Here is a 19,603-nt window from a genome sequence, read left to right as displayed (position 1 = left end):
CCGATCAGGGATAGCTGACCGTGTTCGGTACCTCCGGGATCGGGATCCATTCCTGGTCGTCGCCGGGCACCTTGGGAAAGTCACCGGCGTTCCAGTCGCGCTTGGCCTGCTGGATCCGGTCACGGCGCGAGCTGACGAAGTTCCACCAGACGTGGCGCGGCGTCGCGAAGGCATCGCCGCCGCACAGCATCGCCCGGCCGCCGGTGGCCGAGCGCAGCGTGGCGGCGATGCCGGGGCGCAGGACGTAGAGGACCTGCGGCTCCAGCGGCACCCCCTCCAGCGTGGCCTCGCCCATCGCCAGATAGATCGCGCGCTCCTCGGCCACCGCGTCGATCGGCACCGCCGCGCCGGCCTCCAGCGCGATGTCGGCATAGATCGTGCCGGCATAGGTCGTGGTCGGCGCGGTCTGGCCCCACAGCGACCCCATGATGATCCGCGCGCGCGCGCCCGGCGTGTCGATGACCGGCAGTTGCGCCTTGGTCACATGCTCGAACGCAGGGTCGATTTCCTCCATCGCGTCGGGCAGCGCGAGCCAGGTCTGGATGCCGGACAAAGTGGGGCCATGCGCACGCTCGTCGCCGGGCGAGCGTTCGGAATGGACGATGCCGTGCCCTGCGGTCATCAGGTTCACCGCGCCCGGTTCGATCCGCGCATCGGTGCCCAGCGAATCGCGGTGGTCGATCGCGCCGTCGAACAGATAGGTGACGGTCGACAGGTTGATGTGCGGATGCGGGCGCACGTCGATGCCGCCGCCGACCGCGAGCGTTGCCGGTCCCATCTGGTCGAAGAACAGGAACGGGCCGACCATCGTCCGCGCCTTGTTCGGCAGCGTCCGGTGGACCTTGAACCCGCCCAGATCGTGAGTAACCGGGGTGATCGTCTGTAGGATGAAATCATCGAGCATGGTGGCTCTCCGTTGCGTCGAGCAGGTCGACGAGATCGGCGGGATACAGGGCTTCGTCGTGCTGTGCGATCTCGTCCCGCGTAAACCAGCGGTGGCCGACCAGCAGGGCTTGTTCCTGCGCGGTCAGGCCGCCGGGGCGGACGTCGCAGGCGTCGATATCGACCCGGAAATAGCGTTCGTCGGCACAGACCTCGGTCCCCTCGAAGGTGCGGAAGTCGACGACGCGGCGTGCGACTTCCGGGCCGCAATCCACATCCAGGCCGACCTCCTCCCACAATTCGCGGCGCGCGGCTTGCGGATAGGTTTCGCCGGGATCGACCGCGCCGCCCGGCGTACACCACAATGGCGGGCGATCATCGGGGGTGAAGCGGAACATCAGCACCCGGTTCTGCGCATCGACCAGCAGGATGCGCGCGGCGGGCCGCGCCACCCGGACGGTGTCGGCGAGGGTCACGCCGCGTCGAGTTCGGGATAGTGGCGGAAGATGCCGTCGGTATTGAACGGGATCCGCCGGTCGCTTTTCAGATAGGCGCGGATGCCGGGCAGGTCGGCGACCTGGTCGCGGATGCGGACCAGCCGCGGATAATCGGGTTCCAGCGTCGCCATCCGTTGCGGGAACATGTAGCGCAGGCCCTCGACGATCTGGAACAGCGAGCAATCGGCATAGGTCCAGCGGTGATCGACCAGCCAGTCGCCGCTGCTGCTGGCGATCGCCTGTTCGAAATGGTCGAAATATTTCGGCATGCGCTCGTTGCGGAACTGCAGCGCCGCGCGTGCGGCCTCCGGCTTCTGCGCGTCATAGTAATCCATCGCCGCGACCGGATGGTGGACGTTGTGCACCTCCGCCACCAGATCGGCGATCGTCAGTTGCAGCTGGTGCAGCCACAACCGGTCGCGCATGCCCGACGGGGCCAGATCATGCCGCTCGCCCAGATACATCAGGATATTGGCGGTCTGCGCGACGATCAGGCCGTCGAGTTCTAGATAGGGCGGAGCGAAGGGCTGGCGACCGCCATGGCTTTCCATGTTCTCCAGCATCACCTCGGCCCCGCGCATCCGGCCGCAATCGTTATAGGCGATGCCGGCCGCCTCCAGCGGCAGGCGGATGAACTCGCCGCGCCCCTGCAGGTCGGGCCAGTACCACAGGCGATAGCTCATGCCGGTTCGCCGGGCGCGCGGGCGCGGATCGCCAGCGCATGGATCCGTGTCGCGAGCAGGTCGGCGAGCGCGTGGTTGATGCGGCGCTGCCGTGCGACGCGCGACTGGCCTGCGAAGGCGGGGCTTTCGACGATCACGGTAAAGTGCGATTCGCCGGTGCCGTCGTCGCCCATATGGCCGGCATGGTGGTGGCTGTCGTTGACGACATCCAGATGCGTCGGGTTGAGCGCGGTCGTCAGACGGGCGGCGATCAACTCGGCGAGCGGAGCGGTGGCGGTGCTGTCCATCGCGCCTATATAGCCGATTTGCTGTTTCATGGGGAACCGGTGACGCGTTCGACGGAAAAGAAGGATCGGCCCGGTCCGAGGTTTCACGGCCGGGTGGAAGGGACGGGGCGCGTCTGCATGTTTCCGGGCTGTGCGGAGGCGGGCGAGTTTCGTGCGCCGCCGCTGGAGGGTAGCGGTGGCGGCGATCGTCCGCCGCAGTTCCGCTGGTTCTGCCTTGAGCATGTCCGCGCGTTCAACGCCGGCTATAATTTCTTCGACGGGATGACCGCCGACGAGATTCACGACGCCCAGCGCCCGTTCGCGGGGTGGGAGCGCGAGACCCGTGCCTTTACCGGCCAGTCGGGCGACCGGCCGCCGCGATGGGCCGATTTCGCCGATCCGCTCGACGCGATCAGCGCGCGGTTCGCCGGGCGTGCCGCGTCGCCGGCGGGACGGGCGGACGGCAAACCCCTGTCGGATGGCGAGCGCAAGGCGCTGAAGGTGCTCGGCCTTGGTGCCGACGTCGACCGGACCGCGCTGCGCAAGCGGTACAGCGAACTCGTGCGCCGCTACCATCCCGACCGCAACGGCGGCGACCGCAGCCACGAAGGCGCATTGCAGCGGGTGATCGCCGCCTATCAGGAACTGAAGGGCGCGCAGGCGTTCGCGTGACCGTGCCGCCGACCAACGGTTACGCCTCCTCGGCGGGCGCCTGCACCACCATCGTGTCGAGCAGCGGGGCGAAGCCGGCGTAGATCATCCGCTTGCCGTCGAACGGCATGGGGCCGTCGGGGGCCATGCGCGGATCGGCCATGATCTTGGCCTCGGCCGCGACATAGGTTTCGCGGTCGGGCCATTCGATCCACGAAAAGACGATCGCCTCGTCCCCGGTCGCCTGCACCGCGCTCCAGAAATCGGTCACGTCGCCCTCCGGCACCGCGTCGCCCCACGTCTCGACCACGCGCAACGCGCCATATTCGACGAACACCGGGGCCGCCTTCGATGCCAGCGCCAGATACGCATCCTTGTTGGCGGTCGGGACGGGTATGACGAACCCCTGGATATAGCTCATGATCGTCGTTCCTCGTGATGATCCTGTGTCGCAGCCGTCGGTCGCATGGGAACGGGGGTCGCGTCCAGATTGAACGACCTGCCGGGCCGGTCGATGAAAATCAGCATGGGCATTGCGCCACGCACCGCCGCTGATAAGCGGGTGGTGCATATGAGGGTTAACAATTGCAACCTATCGGGTCTGACGGAGCCACAGCGGGACAGAATATCGCGCCGCGCATGGCCAAGCGCTGGTACGATGACGCCTGCGGCACGGCCCAGGCGCTGGAGCGGCTTGGCGAACGCTGGGCGTTGCTGGTGGTGCGCGAATTGCTGTTCGGGGCGCGGCGCTTCAGCGACCTGCGCGCCGGGCTACCCGGCCTGAGCGCGAATGTCCTGACCCAGCGGCTGGAGGGGCTGGAGGCGGCAGGTGTCGTGCGCCGGCGGGTGATCGAGGGACGCCGGCCGGTCCAGGTCTATGAACTGACGGCGTGGGGGCTTGAAATCGAACCGATCCTGCGCGCGCTGAACCGCTGGGTCGCAGGGGCGGTCGCGCTGGAGGCCGGGCGACCGTACAGCGCCGCCTCGCTGATGCTGGCCCTGCGCGGCGCGTTCAGCGCCGAGCTTGCGCGCGGCTTCGTCGCGGTCATCGGCTTTACCCTGCCGCTCGATCGCTTCGTCGCGCGGGTTGATATCCACGGCATCGCGATCCGCCGCGACGATAGTGACCGGGTCGACCTGATGATCGAGGGCGATCCAGCGACGATTGCGGCCGTGGTGTTCGACGGCCGTCCGCTCGCCGACGCCGTCGCGGAAAGTCGTGTGCGCTACACCGGCAGCCGTGCGCTCGCCGAACGCTTCGTCCGGCTGTTTCCCGTGGCGGCGCGGGCGGCCGACACGGCGGTGACGGGTTGACGCCGGCGGTTTCGCTTCGCACTGAGAAAGCCTGAGGTGCCGTTTTCCTCCCTCGACCGTTATGCGGTCGGCAGGGGCCGGTCCCTTGCCCCTATCCGCGACGGCAATGAGAGTGGCATGACCGATATTTCCAATACCCAGCCTGCCCGGTCTTCCGAAGATGGCCGTGAGACGACGATCCTCGATGCGCCCGATCGCATGGTCAAGGTGCGCGACCTGTTCGGCATCGATTCGGATATGGAGGTGCCCGCCTTTTCCGAAGCGGACGAACGTGTCCCCGACCTCGATCCGGCCTATGTCTTCGACGCGGATACCACGATCGCGGTGCTGGCGGGCTTCGCGCACAACCGCCGGGTGATGGTGCAGGGCTATCATGGCACCGGCAAGTCGACGCACATTGAACAGGTGGCGGCGCGCCTGAAATGGCCGTGTATCCGTATCAACCTCGACGCGCATATCAGCCGCATTGACCTGGTCGGTCGCGACGCCATCGTCCTGAAGGACGGGCAGCAGATCACCGAGTTCCGCGAAGGTCTGCTCCCCTGGGCGTTGCAGACGCCGACCGCGCTCGTGTTCGACGAATATGACGCCGGCCGTCCCGACGTGATGTTCGTGATCCAGCGCGTGCTGGAGACGGAGGGCAAGCTGACGCTTCTCGACCAGAACCGGGTGATCCGCCCGAACCCGTGGTTCCGCCTGTTCGCGACCGCCAACACGGTCGGCCTTGGCGATACCAGCGGGCTGTATCACGGCACGCAGCAGATCAACCAGGGCCAGATGGACCGCTGGAACATCGTCGTCACGCTGAACTACCTGCCGGCGGCGGTCGAGGCGCAGATCGTGCTCGCCAAGTCGGGCGAATATGACAAGCCCGAGGGCAAGAAAACGGTAGAGAACATGGTTCGCGTCGCCGACCTGACGCGAAAAGGCTTCGTCAATGGCGATATCTCGACCGTGATGAGTCCGCGCACCGTCATCACCTGGGCCCAGAATGCGCTGATCTTCGGCGATGTCGGGTTCGCGTTCCGCCTGTCGTTCCTGAACAAGTGCGACGAGGCGGAGCGGGCGCTGGTATCCGAATATTACCAGCGTGTGTTCGGCAAGGATTTGCCCGAGAGCGTGGTCGGCAAGGCGTAACGACCGTTGGCGCAGGAAACCCCCATCGACCGGTTCAAGGCCGTTCTCGGCGGCACCGCGCGTGCGCTGTCGGGCGAGGGCGAGGTCGAACTCGCCTTCACCGCCGACGCGCCGGCGCAGTCGGGCAAGCACATCAAGGTGCCGATGCCGTCGCGCACCCTGCCGGCCGATCAGGTCGCTGAAGCCCGCGGCTATGCCGATGGCTTTGCCCTGCGGCTGCGCCACCATGACGTCGCGCTGCACACCCGCGGCGCGCCGGCCGATGCGGTCGCGCGCGCGGTCTTCGATGCGGTCGAGGGCGCGCGGGTCGAGGCGCTGGGCGCGCGCGGCTATGCGGGGATCGCCGATAATCTGGGCGTGGCGCTGGATGCGCGGCTGCGTGCCGACCCGATCACGCGGGCACGCAACCGGGACGAGGTGCCGCTGTCGACCGCGCTGGGGCTGATGGTGCGCGAGGCGCTGACCGGACGCGCGCCGCCGGCGGTAGCCGCGCCAGGTCTGGCGCTGGTGCGAGACTGGATCGATGCAAAGGCCGATCTGGGATCGCTGTCGATCGCGCTGGAGGACCAGCGGGCGTTTCAGGCGCTGACCAACAAACTGCTGCGCGATCTGGAACTGATCGAGGGTGAGCAGACCCCCGAATCCACCGATGAGGGCGGCGTAGAGGACGAGGGTACCGACGAGACGAACGCCGATGACGACGCCGACGACGGCGAGGACGAGGGCGGTCAGGGCGAGGGTGAGGTCGAGGCGCGCGGCGAGACCAGCGAGGCCGAGGATCAGGAGGGGCAGAGCGAGGATGGCGGCGATCCGCCCGACGATCTGGACGGCGAACCCGGCGACGATGGCGAGGAGGGCATGCAGCCCGTCCGCCCTAATCGCCCCAGCTTCGACCCGTCGTCGCAGTTCGACTATAAGCCGTGGACGACCCGGTTTGACGAGGTCGTGGCCGCGACCGAATTGTGCGACGCCGACGAACTGGCGCGGCTGCGCGGCTATCTCGACCAGCAGCTCGTGCATCTGCAGAGCGCGGTGTCGAAGCTGGCCAACCGCCTGCAACGGCGGCTGATGGCGCAGCAGGCGCGGTCGTGGGACTTCGATCAGGACGAGGGGATGCTGGACGCCGCACGGCTCGCTCGCGTCGTCGTCAACCCGACCCAGTCGCTCAGCTACAAGATCGAGCGGGAGACCGATTTCCGCGACACCGTCGTCACCCTGCTGATCGACAATTCGGGGTCGATGCGCGGCCGTCCGATCTCGATCGCGGCGATCAGCGCGGATATTCTGGCGCGGACGCTGGAGCGGTGCGGGGTCAAGACTGAGATCCTCGGCTTCACGACCCGCGCCTGGAAGGGCGGGCAGAGCCGCGAGACGTGGCTTGCTGCCGGTCGCCCGCCGCAGCCGGGGCGGCTGAACGACGTGCGCCACATCGTCTACAAAAAGGCGGACGAGCCGTGGCGGCGGGCGCGCACCAACCTGGGCCTGATGATGCGCGAGGGGTTGCTGAAGGAAAATATCGACGGCGAGGCGCTGCTGTGGGCGCATAGCCGGTTGATGGCGCGGCCGGAGGATCGCCGGATCCTGATGGTCATTTCGGACGGCGCACCGGTCGACGATTCGACGCTCAGCGTCAATTCGGGCAGCTATCTGGAACGGCATCTGCGGCAGGTGATCGGCTGGATCGAATCCAAGTCGCCGGTCGAACTGTCGGCGATCGGCATCGGCCACGACGTCACGCGCTATTACGCGCGCGCCGTGACGATCATGGATGTCGAGCAACTGGGCGGAACGCTGATCGAACAGCTGGCCGCGTTGTTCGACACCGAATGATCGCAAGCCCGCCGGGCGGGTTTTACGGCCCGCTCAAGCGTTCGATCACCATTGCCGGGCATCAGACATCGATCAGCCTTGAGCCGGTGTTCTGGGCGGCGCTGGAGGGAGAAGCGCAGCGGCTCGCCCTGCCGCTCAGCGCGCTGGTCGCGCAGATCGACGTGTTGCGGATCGCCGCCGACGCGCCACCCAATCTCGCCAGCGCGATCCGGAGCTGGCTGTTCGCGCAGGCCGTGGATGGGCGCGCGACGGCGATCGGTGCGGAGATGGAACAAAAACACCAGGCGTAAGTGCGATGCACTCGCATTAGCGTTGACAATGCGAACGACTCTCAATAGCGGCGTCCCCAAGAGCAAAGGGGAACTGCATTGTCGAAGTCCGTATCGTTTCTGGCGCTGTCCTGCGTCGGCTTCATCGCCTCCGCACCAGCCGTCGCGGCTGACACGCCGGTCGCGGTTGCCGCCGCCGATACCGCCGACCAGAAGCGCAACGACACCCGCGACGACATCGTCGTGAATGGTCAGGCGCTGCCAGCGACGAAGGTGGAAAGCCCCAAGGCGACGTCGGCGCTGCTCGACACGCCGCAGACGATCACCGTCATCAGCGACCAGGTGTTGCGCAAGCAGAACCTGCAGACGCTGCGCGATGCCTTGCAGACGATCCCGGGCATCACCTTCGGCGCGGGCGAGGGCGGCGGCGGTTACGGCGACAGCATCAACCTGCGCGGCTACAGCGCGAACAACGACATCACCGTCGATGGCGTGCGCGACAGCGCGCAGTACAGCCGCACCGACCCGTTCAACCTTCAGCAGATCGAGGTCTACAACGGCGCGAATTCGGTCTTCAACGGATCGGGCAGCGTCGGCGGCACGATCAACCTCGTCACCAAGGAGCCGACCGACCAGACGCTGACGATCGCGCAAGGATCGGTCGGGACCGACAATTATTATCGCGGCGCGATCGACAGCAACGTGCGGGTCGGCGATCAGGTCGCGGTGCGGTTGAATGGTGTCTATCACCACAACGACGTGCCGGGTCGCAATGTCGAGAAATACGAGCGCTGGGGCATCGCGCCGTCGATCACGCTCGGCATGGACGGTCCGACCAGCCTGACGCTGGCCTATGTCCACCAGCGCGACGACAATACGCCGATCTACGGCGTTCCTTATTTCCGCAGCGGCGTGAACGACGGCGCGCTGCCCGGCGTCGACAACAGCGATTATTTCGGCATCGTCAATCTGGATACGCAGGAGACGACCGTCGACCGCGCGACCGCGACGTTCCGGCACGCGGTGTCTGACGCCCTTTCCGTCCGCAACCTGACCCGGTGGCAGCGGGTCGGCCAGTACAGCGTCACCAGCGCACCGCAGGGGACGTTCTGCCTTGGGACCACCGGTTTGCAGCCGATCGGCGCGACGGGGGCCAGCACGGTCGGTCTGGCCTGTCCGACCGCGGTTCCGGCGGGCAACTACCTGCCGTCCGGCCCGCGCGGGCTGGTCCGCGATCAGGAGAACCAATTGCTGTTCAACCAGACCGACCTGCGCGTGCAGACCGGTGAAAAGGGCGGTATCCGCAACGTGCTGAACATCGGCATGTCGGCGGCGGTCGAGGACTACACCATCACGAGCGGGTCGCTGCTGCGTACCGCCGGCGGCGTGGCGGTCGCACAGGGGCTGATCGGCCTCGCCAGCCCGAACACGACCTATACCGGCCCGACCAACTATACGATCACCGCGCAGTCGAAATCGACCACCACCAACATCGCGGTCTATGCGTTCGACACGCTGGAACTGGGGCGGCACTTCGAGCTGAACGGCGGTGTCCGCTGGGAAAGCGTCGATGCGACCTTCCGTGCACTGCCGTTGCCGTTCGTCCCGCCGGGGACGGTCGCGCTGACCGACGCCACGGCCGCGCCGCAACGCAGCAACGAGCGGCTGTTCTCCTACCGCGTCGGCGCGGTGTTCAAGCCGGTCGACAATGTCAGCCTGTATGGCGGCTATGGCAACGCCAAGACGCCGTCGTCGTCGACCGTCCGGCTTGGCTGTGGCGTGGGCACCGCCAGTTTCTGCGACGTGGCCCCGGAAACCGCGAAGAATTACGAGGTTGGGGCCAAGGCCGGGCTGTTCGGCCGGCGGCTGGAGCTGACCGCTGCGCTGTTCCGCAACGAACGCACGAATTACCGTGTCGCGTCGAATGATCCGGCCCTGCCGACCTTGCAGGTGCTGGACGGCAAGAGCCGGGTCGACGGTGTCGCGCTGGGCGCGTCGGGCAATGTGACGAAAAACTGGACGATCTTTGCCAATTACACCTATCTCGACGGCACGATCCGCCAGAGCGTGTCGAACACCTGTCTTGCCCGGCCCGGCCTTGCGGGATGCGGCAACAGCGTCGCCAACCCGGATCCGCAGGCCGACAGCCAGCTGATCCAGACGCCGAAGCATTCGGGCAGCCTGTTCACCACCTACAAGCTGCCGTTCGGGCTGGAGGTCGGTTATGGCCTGACCTATCAGGGCGACTTCGCGCTGAATGCGCCGAATATCGCCAATCCGGTGCAGTATCGGTCGGACGATTACCTGACCCACCGGGCCTATCTGGCCTATACCTTTGGCGGCGGGCTGACCGCGCAGCTGAATGTGCAGAACCTGACGGACGAGAAATACTTCACCACCATCCGCAACAACGTCAACGCCACGACCGGTGCGGTCAGCGGCGGCTGGGCGACCCCGGGTGAGCGGCGGCAGGCGGTGCTGAGCCTGTTCTACAGTTTCTGACCTGCTATCCCTCCCTGCCCGAAGGCGGGGAGGACACGGAGATGCCGCCATGCTGATCGCGATTCCCGACGTGCTCGATGTGGCGGCCGTAGCGCGCCTGCGCGGCATCATCGACGCGGCCGGGTGGATCGACGGCAACGCCACCTCGGGTCCGCAGGCGGCGCTTGCCAAGCGCAACGAACAATTGCCGGAGGATCTGCCGGCGGCGCGCGAGGCGGCCGACATGGTGCTGGATGCGCTGGGGCGGACCCCGTTGTTCGTGGCTGCCGCGCTGCCGCTCAAGGTCTATCCGCCGCTGTTCAACCGCTACGCCGGCGGGCAGGATTTCGGCCTGCATGTCGACAACGCCATCCGGTTGAGGCGCGGAACCGATTTCCGGATGCGCAGCGACCTGTCGGCGACCCTGTTCCTGTCCGACCCGGACAGCTACGACGGCGGTGAACTGGTGGTCGAGGATCTGTACGGGCCGCAAAGCGTCAAGCTGCCGGCCGGGCATATGGTGCTGTACCCGGCATCCAGCCTGCACCGGGTGACGCCGGTCACGCGCGGTGTGCGCGTCGCCAGCTTCTTCTGGATCCAGTCGATGGTGCGCGACGACGCCGCGCGCCGCATCCTGTTCGACCTCGACTCCGGCGTCCAGGCGGTCGCGGCTATGTCAGGGCAGGGCGACCCGGCCGTGGTGCGTCTGACGGGCGTGTATCACAATCTGCTGCGCCGCTGGGCGGACGCCTGAGCGCGTAGCGGCGCAGGTCCGGTCGCTTACCCGGCCCGGATCGTGCGCCAGGCCTGGGCAATTTCCTCCATGCTGGTGGCCACGTCGCGGAATGGCTGCGGGTCGTGGCCGAGGCTGGCGTCGACGACCTGCCGCCGCGCGCCGGCGTAGAGCCGCGACAGCGTGACCGACAGGTCGCCGCCCTTGTCGAAATCGAGGCCCGCCTCCAGCGCGAACAGGATCGCGGTGGCGCGGGTCACGCGCTCGCTCTTGGCCTTGAACTGCCGGTGTTCGGCGGCCCAGGCCGCGACGCGCAGCGCACGGACCAGCTCCTCGTACAGCAGCTGGACCAGCGCCGGGCCATCGGCATTGGTGGTGCGACCGACGACGTCGATCTGCCGGTACATCGCTTCCGGATCGCGGGAGAGGGGGGAGGCGTACATCGTCAGTTCTTGTTCCACTGGGCGATCTGGTTGGTCAGCATGGTCTGGGTCGCCTTGTAGGCCGTGACGCGGGCGCTGGATCCGGCGAACTGCTTGGTCAGCCGGGTCGACATGACGGCCGAGGCGTCGTCCAGCTTGGCCTGGGCCGAGGCGATGTCGCTCTGCTGCGCGACATAGCGGGTGTTGGAGGCGCCCAGCCCGAACGACGGGCTGACGGCGTTGGTCGAAATCGCCGTGATCGCCGCGGAAAGCCCGCTGATGCCCAGGCTGGAATAGGCGAACATGGATTCCACCGCCGATGGAAACTGGGTCAGCGCCTGACCAAGCCGCGTGGTATCCAGCTTCAGCGTGCCGTCACGATTGGTGGCGACGCCGATTTCGGACAGCGTGGTCGGCGCGCCGGCGGCGGCCCCGGTGTAGAGCGCCTTGGTCGTCAGGCCCTTCATCGACTGGAGCAGGGCCTTGGCCGCGGGATCCGATCGCAGGACGCCGTTGATCGGATCGGTTTCCTTCGCGATCGCGGTCATCACCTCGTTATAGGTGGCGACGACATCGCTGACCGCCTGTTGCAGCGCGGCCGTTGGCGTCTGGCTGCCCAGCGTCACGACGGTGCCGGGCGACGCGCTGTTGAGTGACAGCTTCACGCCGTCGATCAGGTCGCTGATCGTGTTTGAGCTTCGCTGGATCGGTACGCCGTCGACCGTCAGTTTCGCGTTCTGTGCGACCCCGCTCAGCTTCGTCCCCGTCGCGCCGGTGCCGACGTTGAACCGCGACAAGGTGCCATCGGTGTCGGTGGTCGCGGCCAGCGTGAAGGCCTGCGCCGCGCCGGACGTGCCCTTCAACGACAGATAGGCCGAGCCATCGGCGTCGGTGACGATCGAGGCGGAAACGCCGGCATTGGCCAGGTTGATCGCCTTCATCAGCCCATCGAGGCTGTTGTTCGTGGAATCGATGGTGATCTTGACGGCAGGGCTGCTGCCAGCGGCAAAGCCGGTCATCGCCGTGCCGTCGGCCGAATAGGTGGCGGTGCCGGTGGTCAGCGTGAACTCGCCGGTGCCGATCGCGGCGGTCCGGTCGGCGATCGCCACCTGCGTCGTCGCGGATTGTGCGCCGGCCAGCTGGTTGACGGCGATCGTCTTCGACAGGCCCGACAGCTTGGAACCCGACAGCGCGGTGGCGGTCAGGATGCCGGCGTTGCTGGTCGTCGGCTGGCTGGCGATCGAGCCGCCCTTGACCAGGGAGTCCAGGGCGTTCGAGAACCCGGTAATCGCGCTCTTGATGGTACTGACGCTGGAAATCTGGCTGGACAACGTGTCGTTGCGCGCGGTCAGCGCCGCGGTCTTGGCCGCGAACTGCGCCTTGACGAGCGAGGCGACCAGCGATGTCGTGTCGACGCCCGAGCCGGTCCCGAGCGACTTCAGGATCTCCTGCGAGGCCGAGCTGACGACGGTGCTGGCAGAGGCTGTCGTGGTAGAAGTAACGGTGGCCATGGGCTGTGTCCGATGCGTATCACAGGGTTAAACGGCCGGGCGGCGGCAAATCTTAAGCGGGATTCACACTATTCGGATCGGTCATGGCCGTTTCACCCCATGTTCGTCGTAGCGGGCGGTTTCGGGCACGGTGACGGTCGGCATCGGTGCGGTGCCGCCGGCGCGCGCGTTCAGCCCGAAGACGAAGGCAAGGACGGTGGCGATCGCGGCATACAGGTCGTCGCGGACCTCCTGCCCCTCGCGGCTGGTGTAATAGACGGCACGCGCTAGCTGCGGATACTCCAGCACCGGGACCGCGAACTCGGCGGCGATCTCGCGGATCGCAAGAGCGGTGGCACCGCGCCCCTTGGCGACCACGACGGGCACCTGGTCGCGCCCGCGATCGTAGCGCAGGGCAACCGCGAAATGGGTCGGGTTGGTCAGGATGACATGCGCCTCGGCCACCGCCTTGCGCGCGCCGCCGTTCAGGATCTCGCGCTGGCGCTGGCGGATATGGCCCTTGGCTTCGGGCGAACCTTCGCTTTCCTTGTGCTCGTCCTTTACCTCCTGCTTGGTCATCCGCATCTTGGACAGGCGGCGGATCGCCTGGATCGGCACGTCGATGCCGGCGATGACGACAAGGCCGCCGGCCATCGCGATCAGGATCGTGGTCAGCGTGCCGCCAAGCGTGCCGACCGCCTGACCAAGATCGGACGATCCGAGACCGAAGGTGCTGTGCGATGTCTTCCACAGCATCCACGCGCCGATGCTGCCGAGCAGCACGACCTTCATCAGCGACTTGCCAAGCTCGATCCAGCCGGTGACGCCGATGATCTTCGACATCCCCTTGGCCGGGTTCATCCGCGACACCTTGGGGGCCATCAGCCCGGCGTTGAAGCCGAGCGAGCCGAGTGCGGCCCGGCTGAGCAGCGCGGCCAGGATCGACACCGCGAACAGCGTCGCGATCGACGGCGCGAGCTTCCACCCGGCCTCCAGCAACGGGCGGAAGGGCGAGAAATCCTCGATATCGGCGCGACCGAACTGGAAACTGGTCGCCATCACCTCGCGGCAGGCCTTGACCAGCGACGGCCCCGCCATGACGATCCAGCCCACGCCCGCCGCCATGCTGAGCGCGGTAGCCAGCTCGACGCTTTTCAGGACGTCGCCCTTTTCGACGGCGTCCTTCTTGCGCTTGGCTGATGGGGCTTCTGTGCGTTCGCCGCCCTCGTCCGACATCAGCCGAGCACCAGGCTCTGCGTGGCGGCCAGCGCCTCGCGGATGATGACGAGCATGTAGTCGCCCATGGCGGGAAAGCCGATGGCGAGGGAAATGACGCCGACCGCAAGGCTGGCGGGCAGGCCGACCGCGAACAGGTTCAGCGACGGGGCCGAGCGCGAGATCATGCCGACCACGAGGTTGAGACAGAGCAGGAGGAAGCCGACCGGCAACGCCAGCAGCAACCCGGCGAGAAAGGCATAACCACCAAAGAACGCGATGTTCTTCAGCCGCTCCGCGCCAAGCCACGCCTCGCCCGGCGGCATCGCTTCATAGCTTTTCACGACCATTTCGACGAGGACGAGATGCCCGTCGACCGACAGGAACAGCAGGGTCAGCATCAGCGAGAAGAACTGGCCGAGCGCGGGCGAGGGGCGGCCGTTGATCGGATCGACGCTGGTCGCCATGCTCAGCCCCATCGACCCGCCGATCAGCTCGCTGGCGATCAGCGGCGCGGAAAAGGCGATCTGCAGGACAAAGCCCATCGCCAGGCCGATCAGGGCTTCGGAGGCGATCGACAGGAAGGTGGCGACCGAAAAGATCTGCGCCGGTGGCGTGACCGGGTGGACGGCCAGCACCAGCACGCCGATCGCCCCGGCCAGGATGACCCGGACCTGCAACGGGATCGACACCGCGCTGAACACCGGCGCGGTGATGAAGGCCGCGCCGACGCGCACCATCACGAAGACGAGCGCCCAGAACTGCGGTTCGATCGAGAGGCCGAAGCCGAGCATGCGCTTAGCGGACCAGATCCGGGATGCGGTCGAAGATGCCGATCGTGAAGTCGCTGAGCAGGCCCAAAATCAGGCTGCCGAAGATCACGATCGAGACCGCGACGACGATCAGCTTGGGGACGAACGACAGCGTCTGTTCGTTGATCGAGGTGGCGGCCTGCACCATGCCGATGATGAGGCCGGAGACGAGCACCGGGATCAGGATCGGCGCGGTTGCGAGTGCCAGCACCCACATCGTCTGGTTCGCGACCGACAGGAAATATTGTGCGTCCATCGTCGCTTACCCTGAAAAACTGTTGGCGAGGCTGCCCATCGTCAGCGCCCATCCGTCGACCAGCACGAACAGCAGCAGCTTGAACGGCAGCGAGATGATCGTCGGCGACAGCATCATCATGCCCAGCGCCATCAGCACGGTGGCGACGACGAGGTCGATGACGATGAACGGCAGGAAGACGAGGAAGCCGATCTGGAACGCGGTCTTCAGCTCGCTGGTGATGAACGCCGGCAGCAGGACCGAAAAGGGAATGTCGTTGGCCGAGGCATAGGGGCCGGACTTCGCCAGTTCGGCGAACATCGTCACGTCCTTCACACGGGTCTGCTTGACCATGAAGGCGTGCAGGGGGACGCCCGCCGCCTTTATCATGTCGGTGCCGGCCAGCTGACCCGCCGCATAGGGCTGGATCGCGGTCGCGTTGATCTGGTTGATCGTCGGGGCCATGATGAAGAAGCTGAGGAACAGCGACAGGCCGATCAGCACCTGGTTCGGCGGGGTCTGTTGCAGGCCCATCGCCTGCCGCAGGATCGACAGGACGATGATGATCCGGGTGAAGCTGGTCATCATCAACAGCAGGCCGGGCAGGATCGTCAGCAGGCCCATGATGATGAGCACCTGCAGCGACAGGCTCAGCGAGCCGGAGCCGCCATTGGCGCCGCCGCCAAGCTGGCCCAGCGCGCGGTCGACCGCGTCGCCGGCACCGGGCGCGGCGGCCGGCGCGCCTTGTGCGAAGGCCGGCATCGCGATCAGCATCGCCAGCAGGATGGCAAGGCCGATCCACAGGATCGTCGCGGCGCTGCGCCGTGGTCTGGACCGCGCACCGCGGATCAGCGCAGGCCCGGTGCCATGCCGTGATACGGTGATGGTCACGCGTCCACCTTGTCGACCAGGGTCACGCCGCCGCGCCCCACCGAGACGAGCAGCCGGCGGCCCTCGAAGTCGATCACCGCCAGGCGCAGGCCGGGCGAGATCATCATCGTTTCCTTGATCGTCACCAGCCGCGCGGTCGACTTGCCGGGCATCCGCGTCTCCAGCTTGCGCCACAGATAAAGGCAGCCGATCATCAGGCCGCAGACCAGCGGCAGGAGGATGACGAGCTTCAGGATATAGGACCAGAGCATGGACGGTCAGCCGCGCTTGTCGGGGTTGAGGATCTCGGTCATCCGCACGCCGAAGCGTTCGCCGACCGTCACGACCTCGCCACGCCCGATCAGCGTGCCGTTGACGAACACGTCGAGAAGCTCGTTGGCCTGACGATCGAGTTCGATCACGCTGGATTCACCCAGCGCCAGCAGTTCGCGCAGGGACAGGTTGGTCGAGCCGATCTCCACGGTCAGCTTGACGTCGACGTCCTGGAGCAGCCGGAAATTGGCGGCCACCGCGGAGTCGACCGGAAACCCGCCGGTCATGTCGGTCATGATGAAAATCCCTCGTCGTCGATACGCATGATGTGGGTAAGCTGTACGGCCGCCTGACCGTTAGAGACGCCGACCGTGCCGGTGCCGAGCCGCAGGCCGCCGACCATGACCGGCACCTCCGCGCCGAACTGGATCGGGATGACGTCGCCGGGCTTCAGGTCGATCAGCAGCGACAGCTTGACCATCGGTTCGGCCAGCACCGATCGCACCGGAAAGCGCACGCCCATCGCCGCGCGGGTCAGGCCGGTACGCCAGGTCGGATCCGGTTCGGCCGACTTGCCCAGCACCTTGGCCGTCAGCGAGACGCTGTGCGGCTTCAGCGCGGTGACCGGATAGACCAGGTCGATGAACACGGGACGCGCGCTGCCGGCGGCAATGCCGAAGCGAGTGACTATCATCGCATCGTCGCCGTCGATGTCGGACAGCATCGCCGGGTTTGATTCGACATGGCCGGGGACGAATTCGATCCGCGCCAGCGGCTCCCAGACCGCGCGCAGCGGCACGGCGATCATCTTGCCCAGCCGGTGGACCATCGCCTCGGACGCGGGCGAGAACTCAGGGGGCAGCTCGGCCGGGGTGCCGCCCGATCCGCCAAAGAACAGATCGAGCAGTTCCAGCACGAACCGGCCATCGACGACGCACAGCGCGACGCCGCTCGGCGGATCCATCGCCAGCGGCAGCCACGCAGTCAGGCCGTCGGGACGCTCGGCGCGGTAATCGGCGAAGCGCTGGACGATCAGCGGTTCGGCCCAGCAGCGCACCTCCTGATGCAGCAGCGGCTCGAACACCCCGCGCAGCGACCGCGCCAGCCGCACCGACAGGTGCTGCAGCGTGTGCAGGTCGCCGAACGGATTGAGCTTGGCCGGACCCAGCACGCCCTGATGGGCGGCCGGGGGCCGGGTACGCTCGCGCCGGTCGGACGCTGTCGTGGTTGATGGGCCGTTAACCATGGCGTCACTGAACGACGAAACTGGTAAAGTAAACGTTACTGACCCCGCCGAACCCTTCCTTTTGCTTGAGGGTTTTGTTGATCGCCGCGACCAGTCGGCGTTGCAGCTGTTCCTTGCCGTCGTTGGTGAAAACCTGCTCCTCCGACGTGTCCGATAGGGTCATCAAGACCGCCGAACGGACCGCTATGTCATTGGTTTTCAGGTTTTCTATGACCTTATTGTCATAAGGCGTCGACACCGCGACGCCGACCTGGACGAAGTGGACCGAGTCCGCGAGGTTGGATGTGAACTCTTTTTCCATCGCGTAATAATTCGAGGCATAGGCGTCGCCGCCTTCACCCTCGGGCGTGGGCTTGCCGTGGTTTTCGACCGCTGCCGATTCGCCTTCGGCCTCGCCGCCGCCGTGCCCGCCGCCTTCGCCCTCGGCTTCGTCGCCGGGATGCTTCTGCTCGCTTTTCGGGACGAGCTTCGGCTTGTTCTCGTCTTCGGCCGTCTCATGCTTGCCGCCGCCGATCATGCCGGAACTGGCCGCATAGATACCGCCGCCCACGCCGCCGCCGATCAGCACGACCAGCCCGACGGCCATCACGATGATCTTGCCCATCTTCCCCTTTTTCTTCGGGGCGGCGGGGTCTTCCTTCTTGTCGGCCATGGTCAGGGTTCCTTCGGGTTCAGGCTAAACGGAGGTCGTCGGTGCCGGTCGCCGGTGCGGCGGACGGGCGGGCGACGGAAACGGGCGCGCGCGGCGGAGCTGCCTGCTGCTGCTGCGATGGCGTATGCGACTGGCCGGCACCGGTATCGACCGCGCTCTGCCCGAGCGTCAGCCCGCGCGACTGCGCCAGCGTGACCAGTTGCGGGCGTGCATCGGCCAGCAGCGCGGCGGTCGCGGGCTGATCGGCGGTGAAATGGACGTGCATCGTATCGCCGTCGCGGCGGACGCCGACGTCGATCGCGCCCAGCGCATCGGGGATCAGGCGGATGCGCGTATCGGCGGCGTCGGCGGCGTCGCGCAACTGCTCGATCCGGTCGATCATCCCCTGCGGCCAGTCCTGTCGTCGCATGTCGAGCGGAGCCTGCTGCGCATCGCTGGTGGCGGTCACGGTCCGTATCTCGGCCGTGGGGCCGGCCCCCGGCGCGGCAAGGGGGGCGGCCGGGTCACGCGACGTGGCGTTCGGGCGATCGTCATCGCGGGCGGCCTTGATCGCGGCGGCGAACACCTGTCCGGCGGGGGCAGGGGTTGCGCTGGCGACGATGGGTTCAGGCACTGGACCTTCACGGGAAACAACCGGCAGCGGCGCATCGGGCACCGCCCCGGCGGAGTCGCGGATAATGCCCGGCGTCGTCGGGCTGGTCGGTTGTCCGGCGGATGGCGGAACGGCCGACAGGTCGACCGCCGCGAGCAGGGATGCCGTCGCCTCAGGTGGGATCGCTGAAAGACCGGCGGGTCGCGGATCGGCTGGCACCGCGCCGATGGTTGCGGCCGGATCGACGGCGGGCGGCGGCAGCACGCCACCGGCGGCGCTTGCGACGGGTGCGGCGAATGCGACCGGGCGGAGCGGAACGACCGACGGTGCCATCGTCACCCAGGCAAAGGCGGGGTCGGCCGTCACCGGCTCGGTCTCGTCCGGCAGCGGTTTGCCGTCACTGGCTTCGTCTTGCCGCCCGGCAACCGGTGGCGGAGTGGTGGCGGGCATCGCCGCGTCGTCGGCCTGGTCGAGAAAACCGGCCAGCGTCTGCGCGAACTGGCGCGGGCCGCCGCGACCGACGCCCGCATCGACCCGCACGGGCGATGCGCCGGCGTTGGCGCGGTCGATGGTTGGTGGTGCAATCACGCGGCAAAATCCCCCTTTGCGCATCGGCTTGCCGTTAGGTCAGCAAGGATCGTGCCGATTTCGGCGGAAGGCCGGCGCGTCTTCCATCGCGCGGATTTCCTTCAGCACCGCTTCCTTATCGGCGCGGGCCATCAGCTTTTCGACCGCGCTCTGGTCGCGCTTGGCCGCCTTGGTCGCCTCGCTGGCCTGATCCGCCTGATATTGCGCGGTGCGCATCCGGCTGCCGGCGGCGGCGGCGGAGTGATGCAGGCGCTCGCGGTAATGCGCCTGTGCGCCAAGCGAGAAGCCGGCCGCCAGCGACGGGACCGGCGACACCGCATCCGCCAGTTCGGCAATGCGGGTCGTCAGCGCGGATTCCCGGCTGAACCGGTCGCGCGCGGTCGCCTCGTCGGCCAGCTTCAGGTTCAGTTGCAGCGTGCGGACCCGGTGCAGTCGTGCGAGCGTCTTGGCGCGGTCGGCGGCCAT

General features: G+C 67.1%; 24 protein-coding genes. 7 read left to right on the top strand and 17 right to left on the bottom strand.

Annotated features, from left to right (window positions below):
• Nucleotides 1-4: 4 nt before the first annotated feature.
• From ASE75_RS00470 to ASE75_RS00455, 4 genes are read right to left on the bottom strand one after another with little or no spacing between them, the layout of a single operon-like run.
• Entirely contained in the window at nt 5-904 is a 900-nt protein-coding gene (locus tag ASE75_RS00470; RefSeq protein ID WP_055927276.1) for a pirin family protein, read from the bottom strand.
• Entirely contained in the window at nt 894-1,358 is a 465-nt protein-coding gene (locus tag ASE75_RS00465; RefSeq protein WP_055927273.1) for an NUDIX hydrolase, read from the bottom strand. Before ASE75_RS00465 ends, ASE75_RS00470 begins: the two co-directional genes overlap by 11 nt.
• The gene (locus ASE75_RS00460) at nt 1,355-2,062 is read right to left on the bottom strand and encodes a glutathione S-transferase (RefSeq protein ID WP_055927270.1); all 708 of its coding nucleotides are present in this window, start codon (nt 2,060-2,062) and stop codon (nt 1,355-1,357) included. Before ASE75_RS00460 ends, ASE75_RS00465 begins: the two co-directional genes overlap by 4 nt.
• Complete coding sequence (locus tag ASE75_RS00455) at nt 2,059-2,349, bottom strand: BolA family protein (RefSeq protein ID WP_055929088.1); 291 nt, start codon at nt 2,347-2,349, stop codon at nt 2,059-2,061. Before ASE75_RS00455 ends, ASE75_RS00460 begins: the two co-directional genes overlap by 4 nt.
• 117 nt (nt 2,350-2,466) lie before the next feature.
• Between ASE75_RS00455 and ASE75_RS00450 the strand changes: the two genes are divergently transcribed.
• Entirely contained in the window at nt 2,467-3,000 is a 534-nt protein-coding gene (locus ASE75_RS00450) for a J domain-containing protein (RefSeq protein ID WP_235512448.1), read from the top strand.
• A gap of 19 nt (nt 3,001-3,019) precedes the next feature.
• Here ASE75_RS00450 and ASE75_RS00445 read toward each other — a convergent pair whose 3' ends face one another.
• Nucleotides 3,020-3,400 (bottom strand): DUF1428 domain-containing protein, encoded by a 381-nt coding sequence (locus tag ASE75_RS00445; RefSeq protein ID WP_055927267.1) that lies wholly within the window; start codon nt 3,398-3,400, stop codon nt 3,020-3,022.
• Nucleotides 3,401-3,618: 218 nt separating this feature from the next.
• Here ASE75_RS00445 and ASE75_RS00440 point away from each other — a divergent pair, with 218 nt between their 5' ends.
• From ASE75_RS00440 to ASE75_RS00415, 6 genes are all read left to right on the top strand, one after another.
• A complete protein-coding gene (locus ASE75_RS00440) occupies nt 3,619-4,293 on the top strand; it encodes a winged helix-turn-helix transcriptional regulator (protein ID WP_055927264.1) in 675 nt (224 codons plus the stop codon).
• A 117-nt stretch (nt 4,294-4,410) separates the two neighbouring features.
• Nucleotides 4,411-5,430, top strand: a complete 1,020-nt coding sequence (cobS, locus tag ASE75_RS00435) for a cobaltochelatase subunit CobS (RefSeq protein ID WP_055927262.1) — start codon at nt 4,411-4,413, stop codon at nt 5,428-5,430.
• Between the two features lie 6 nt (nt 5,431-5,436).
• Nucleotides 5,437-7,260, top strand: coding sequence for a cobaltochelatase subunit CobT (gene cobT, locus ASE75_RS00430; RefSeq protein ID WP_055927259.1), 1,824 nt, complete (start codon nt 5,437-5,439; stop codon nt 7,258-7,260).
• Nucleotides 7,257-7,550, top strand: a complete 294-nt coding sequence (locus ASE75_RS00425) for a ribbon-helix-helix domain-containing protein (RefSeq protein WP_055927256.1) — start codon at nt 7,257-7,259, stop codon at nt 7,548-7,550. The genes cobT and ASE75_RS00425 overlap by 4 nt, the downstream gene beginning before the upstream one ends.
• A gap of 78 nt (nt 7,551-7,628) precedes the next feature.
• Entirely contained in the window at nt 7,629-10,031 is a 2,403-nt protein-coding gene (locus tag ASE75_RS00420) for a TonB-dependent receptor (RefSeq protein WP_055927252.1), read from the top strand.
• 49 nt (nt 10,032-10,080) lie between these two features.
• Nucleotides 10,081-10,764, top strand: coding sequence for a Fe2+-dependent dioxygenase (locus tag ASE75_RS00415; protein ID WP_055927249.1), 684 nt, complete (start codon nt 10,081-10,083; stop codon nt 10,762-10,764).
• Nucleotides 10,765-10,790: 26 nt separating this feature from the next.
• Here the strand turns inward: ASE75_RS00415 and ASE75_RS00410 are convergent, their stop codons facing one another.
• From ASE75_RS00410 to ASE75_RS00355, 12 genes are all read right to left on the bottom strand, one after another.
• Nucleotides 10,791-11,204 (bottom strand): flagellar export chaperone FliS, encoded by a 414-nt coding sequence (locus ASE75_RS00410; RefSeq protein WP_327196302.1) that lies wholly within the window; start codon nt 11,202-11,204, stop codon nt 10,791-10,793.
• A complete protein-coding gene (gene fliD / locus ASE75_RS00405; RefSeq protein WP_055927246.1) occupies nt 11,189-12,676 on the bottom strand; it encodes a flagellar filament capping protein FliD in 1,488 nt (495 codons plus the stop codon). The genes ASE75_RS00410 and fliD overlap by 16 nt, the downstream gene beginning before the upstream one ends.
• A gap of 81 nt (nt 12,677-12,757) precedes the next feature.
• Nucleotides 12,758-13,891 carry a flagellar type III secretion system protein FlhB gene (flhB, locus tag ASE75_RS00400; protein WP_055927241.1) on the bottom strand — a complete coding sequence of 378 codons (1,134 nt, stop codon included), beginning with the start codon at nt 13,889-13,891 and terminating at the stop codon, nt 12,758-12,760.
• Nucleotides 13,891-14,664, bottom strand: a complete 774-nt coding sequence (gene fliR / locus ASE75_RS00395; protein WP_055927238.1) for a flagellar biosynthetic protein FliR — start codon at nt 14,662-14,664, stop codon at nt 13,891-13,893. Before fliR ends, flhB begins: the two co-directional genes overlap by 1 nt.
• A gap of 4 nt (nt 14,665-14,668) precedes the next feature.
• Entirely contained in the window at nt 14,669-14,938 is a 270-nt protein-coding gene (gene fliQ / locus ASE75_RS00390; RefSeq protein WP_055927235.1) for a flagellar biosynthesis protein FliQ, read from the bottom strand.
• A gap of 6 nt (nt 14,939-14,944) precedes the next feature.
• Nucleotides 14,945-15,808 carry a flagellar type III secretion system pore protein FliP gene (fliP, locus tag ASE75_RS00385; RefSeq protein ID WP_055927231.1) on the bottom strand — a complete coding sequence of 288 codons (864 nt, stop codon included), beginning with the start codon at nt 15,806-15,808 and terminating at the stop codon, nt 14,945-14,947.
• Nucleotides 15,805-16,059 carry a flagellar biosynthetic protein FliO gene (locus ASE75_RS00380; RefSeq protein WP_055927229.1) on the bottom strand — a complete coding sequence of 85 codons (255 nt, stop codon included), beginning with the start codon at nt 16,057-16,059 and terminating at the stop codon, nt 15,805-15,807. The genes fliP and ASE75_RS00380 overlap by 4 nt, the downstream gene beginning before the upstream one ends.
• A 6-nt stretch (nt 16,060-16,065) precedes the next feature.
• The gene (gene fliN / locus ASE75_RS00375) at nt 16,066-16,356 is read right to left on the bottom strand and encodes a flagellar motor switch protein FliN (protein WP_055927226.1); all 291 of its coding nucleotides are present in this window, start codon (nt 16,354-16,356) and stop codon (nt 16,066-16,068) included.
• On the bottom strand, nt 16,353-17,306 hold the full coding sequence (locus tag ASE75_RS00370) for a flagellar motor switch protein FliM (RefSeq protein WP_055927223.1): 954 nt from the start codon (nt 17,304-17,306) through the stop codon (nt 16,353-16,355). The genes fliN and ASE75_RS00370 overlap by 4 nt, the downstream gene beginning before the upstream one ends.
• Nucleotides 17,307-17,310: 4 nt before the next feature.
• A complete protein-coding gene (locus tag ASE75_RS00365) occupies nt 17,311-17,958 on the bottom strand; it encodes a flagellar basal body-associated FliL family protein (protein WP_055927220.1) in 648 nt (215 codons plus the stop codon).
• Between the two features lie 19 nt (nt 17,959-17,977).
• A complete protein-coding gene (locus ASE75_RS00360) occupies nt 17,978-19,138 on the bottom strand; it encodes a flagellar hook-length control protein FliK (protein ID WP_055927218.1) in 1,161 nt (386 codons plus the stop codon).
• 39 nt (nt 19,139-19,177) lie between these two features.
• Entirely contained in the window at nt 19,178-19,603 is a 426-nt protein-coding gene (locus ASE75_RS00355) for a hypothetical protein (protein WP_055927215.1), read from the bottom strand.

It is taken from the genome of Sphingomonas sp. Leaf17 (assembly GCF_001421505.1).
Lineage (GTDB): Bacteria > Pseudomonadota > Alphaproteobacteria > Sphingomonadales > Sphingomonadaceae > Sphingomonas.
This window is presented reverse-complemented; position numbering and strand designations above follow the sequence as displayed.

Excerpts from the sequence above, each read along its gene's own strand:
- fliD (WP_055927246.1), bottom strand. The coding sequence starts at position 12,676 with ATGGCCACCGTTACTTCTACCACGACAGCCTCTGCCAGCACCGTCGTC.
- fliQ (WP_055927235.1), bottom strand. The coding sequence starts at position 14,938 with ATGGACGCACAATATTTCCTGTCGGTCGCGAACCAGACGATGTGGGTG.
- ASE75_RS00425 (WP_055927256.1), top strand. The coding sequence starts at position 7,257 with ATGATCGCAAGCCCGCCGGGCGGGTTTTACGGCCCGCTCAAGCGTTCG.
- ASE75_RS00450 (WP_235512448.1), top strand. The coding sequence starts at position 2,467 with ATGTTTCCGGGCTGTGCGGAGGCGGGCGAGTTTCGTGCGCCGCCGCTG.
- flhB (WP_055927241.1), bottom strand. The coding sequence starts at position 13,891 with ATGTCGGACGAGGGCGGCGAACGCACAGAAGCCCCATCAGCCAAGCGC.
- ASE75_RS00415 (WP_055927249.1), top strand. The coding sequence starts at position 10,081 with ATGCTGATCGCGATTCCCGACGTGCTCGATGTGGCGGCCGTAGCGCGC.
- ASE75_RS00365 (WP_055927220.1), bottom strand. The coding sequence starts at position 17,958 with ATGGCCGACAAGAAGGAAGACCCCGCCGCCCCGAAGAAAAAGGGGAAG.
- ASE75_RS00440 (WP_055927264.1), top strand. The coding sequence starts at position 3,619 with ATGGCCAAGCGCTGGTACGATGACGCCTGCGGCACGGCCCAGGCGCTG.
- ASE75_RS00460 (WP_055927270.1), bottom strand. The coding sequence starts at position 2,062 with ATGAGCTATCGCCTGTGGTACTGGCCCGACCTGCAGGGGCGCGGCGAG.
- ASE75_RS00470 (WP_055927276.1), bottom strand. The coding sequence starts at position 904 with ATGCTCGATGATTTCATCCTACAGACGATCACCCCGGTTACTCACGAT.
- ASE75_RS00370 (WP_055927223.1), bottom strand. The coding sequence starts at position 17,306 with ATGGTTAACGGCCCATCAACCACGACAGCGTCCGACCGGCGCGAGCGT.
- fliN (WP_055927226.1), bottom strand. The coding sequence starts at position 16,356 with ATGACCGACATGACCGGCGGGTTTCCGGTCGACTCCGCGGTGGCCGCC.
- ASE75_RS00445 (WP_055927267.1), bottom strand. The coding sequence starts at position 3,400 with ATGAGCTATATCCAGGGGTTCGTCATACCCGTCCCGACCGCCAACAAG.
- ASE75_RS00380 (WP_055927229.1), bottom strand. The coding sequence starts at position 16,059 with ATGCTCTGGTCCTATATCCTGAAGCTCGTCATCCTCCTGCCGCTGGTC.
- ASE75_RS00355 (WP_055927215.1), bottom strand. The coding sequence starts at position 19,603 with ATGGCCGCCGACCGCGCCAAGACGCTCGCACGACTGCACCGGGTCCGC.
- cobS (WP_055927262.1), top strand. The coding sequence starts at position 4,411 with ATGACCGATATTTCCAATACCCAGCCTGCCCGGTCTTCCGAAGATGGC.
- fliR (WP_055927238.1), bottom strand. The coding sequence starts at position 14,664 with ATGCTCGGCTTCGGCCTCTCGATCGAACCGCAGTTCTGGGCGCTCGTC.
- ASE75_RS00455 (WP_055929088.1), bottom strand. The coding sequence starts at position 2,349 with ATGGACAGCACCGCCACCGCTCCGCTCGCCGAGTTGATCGCCGCCCGT.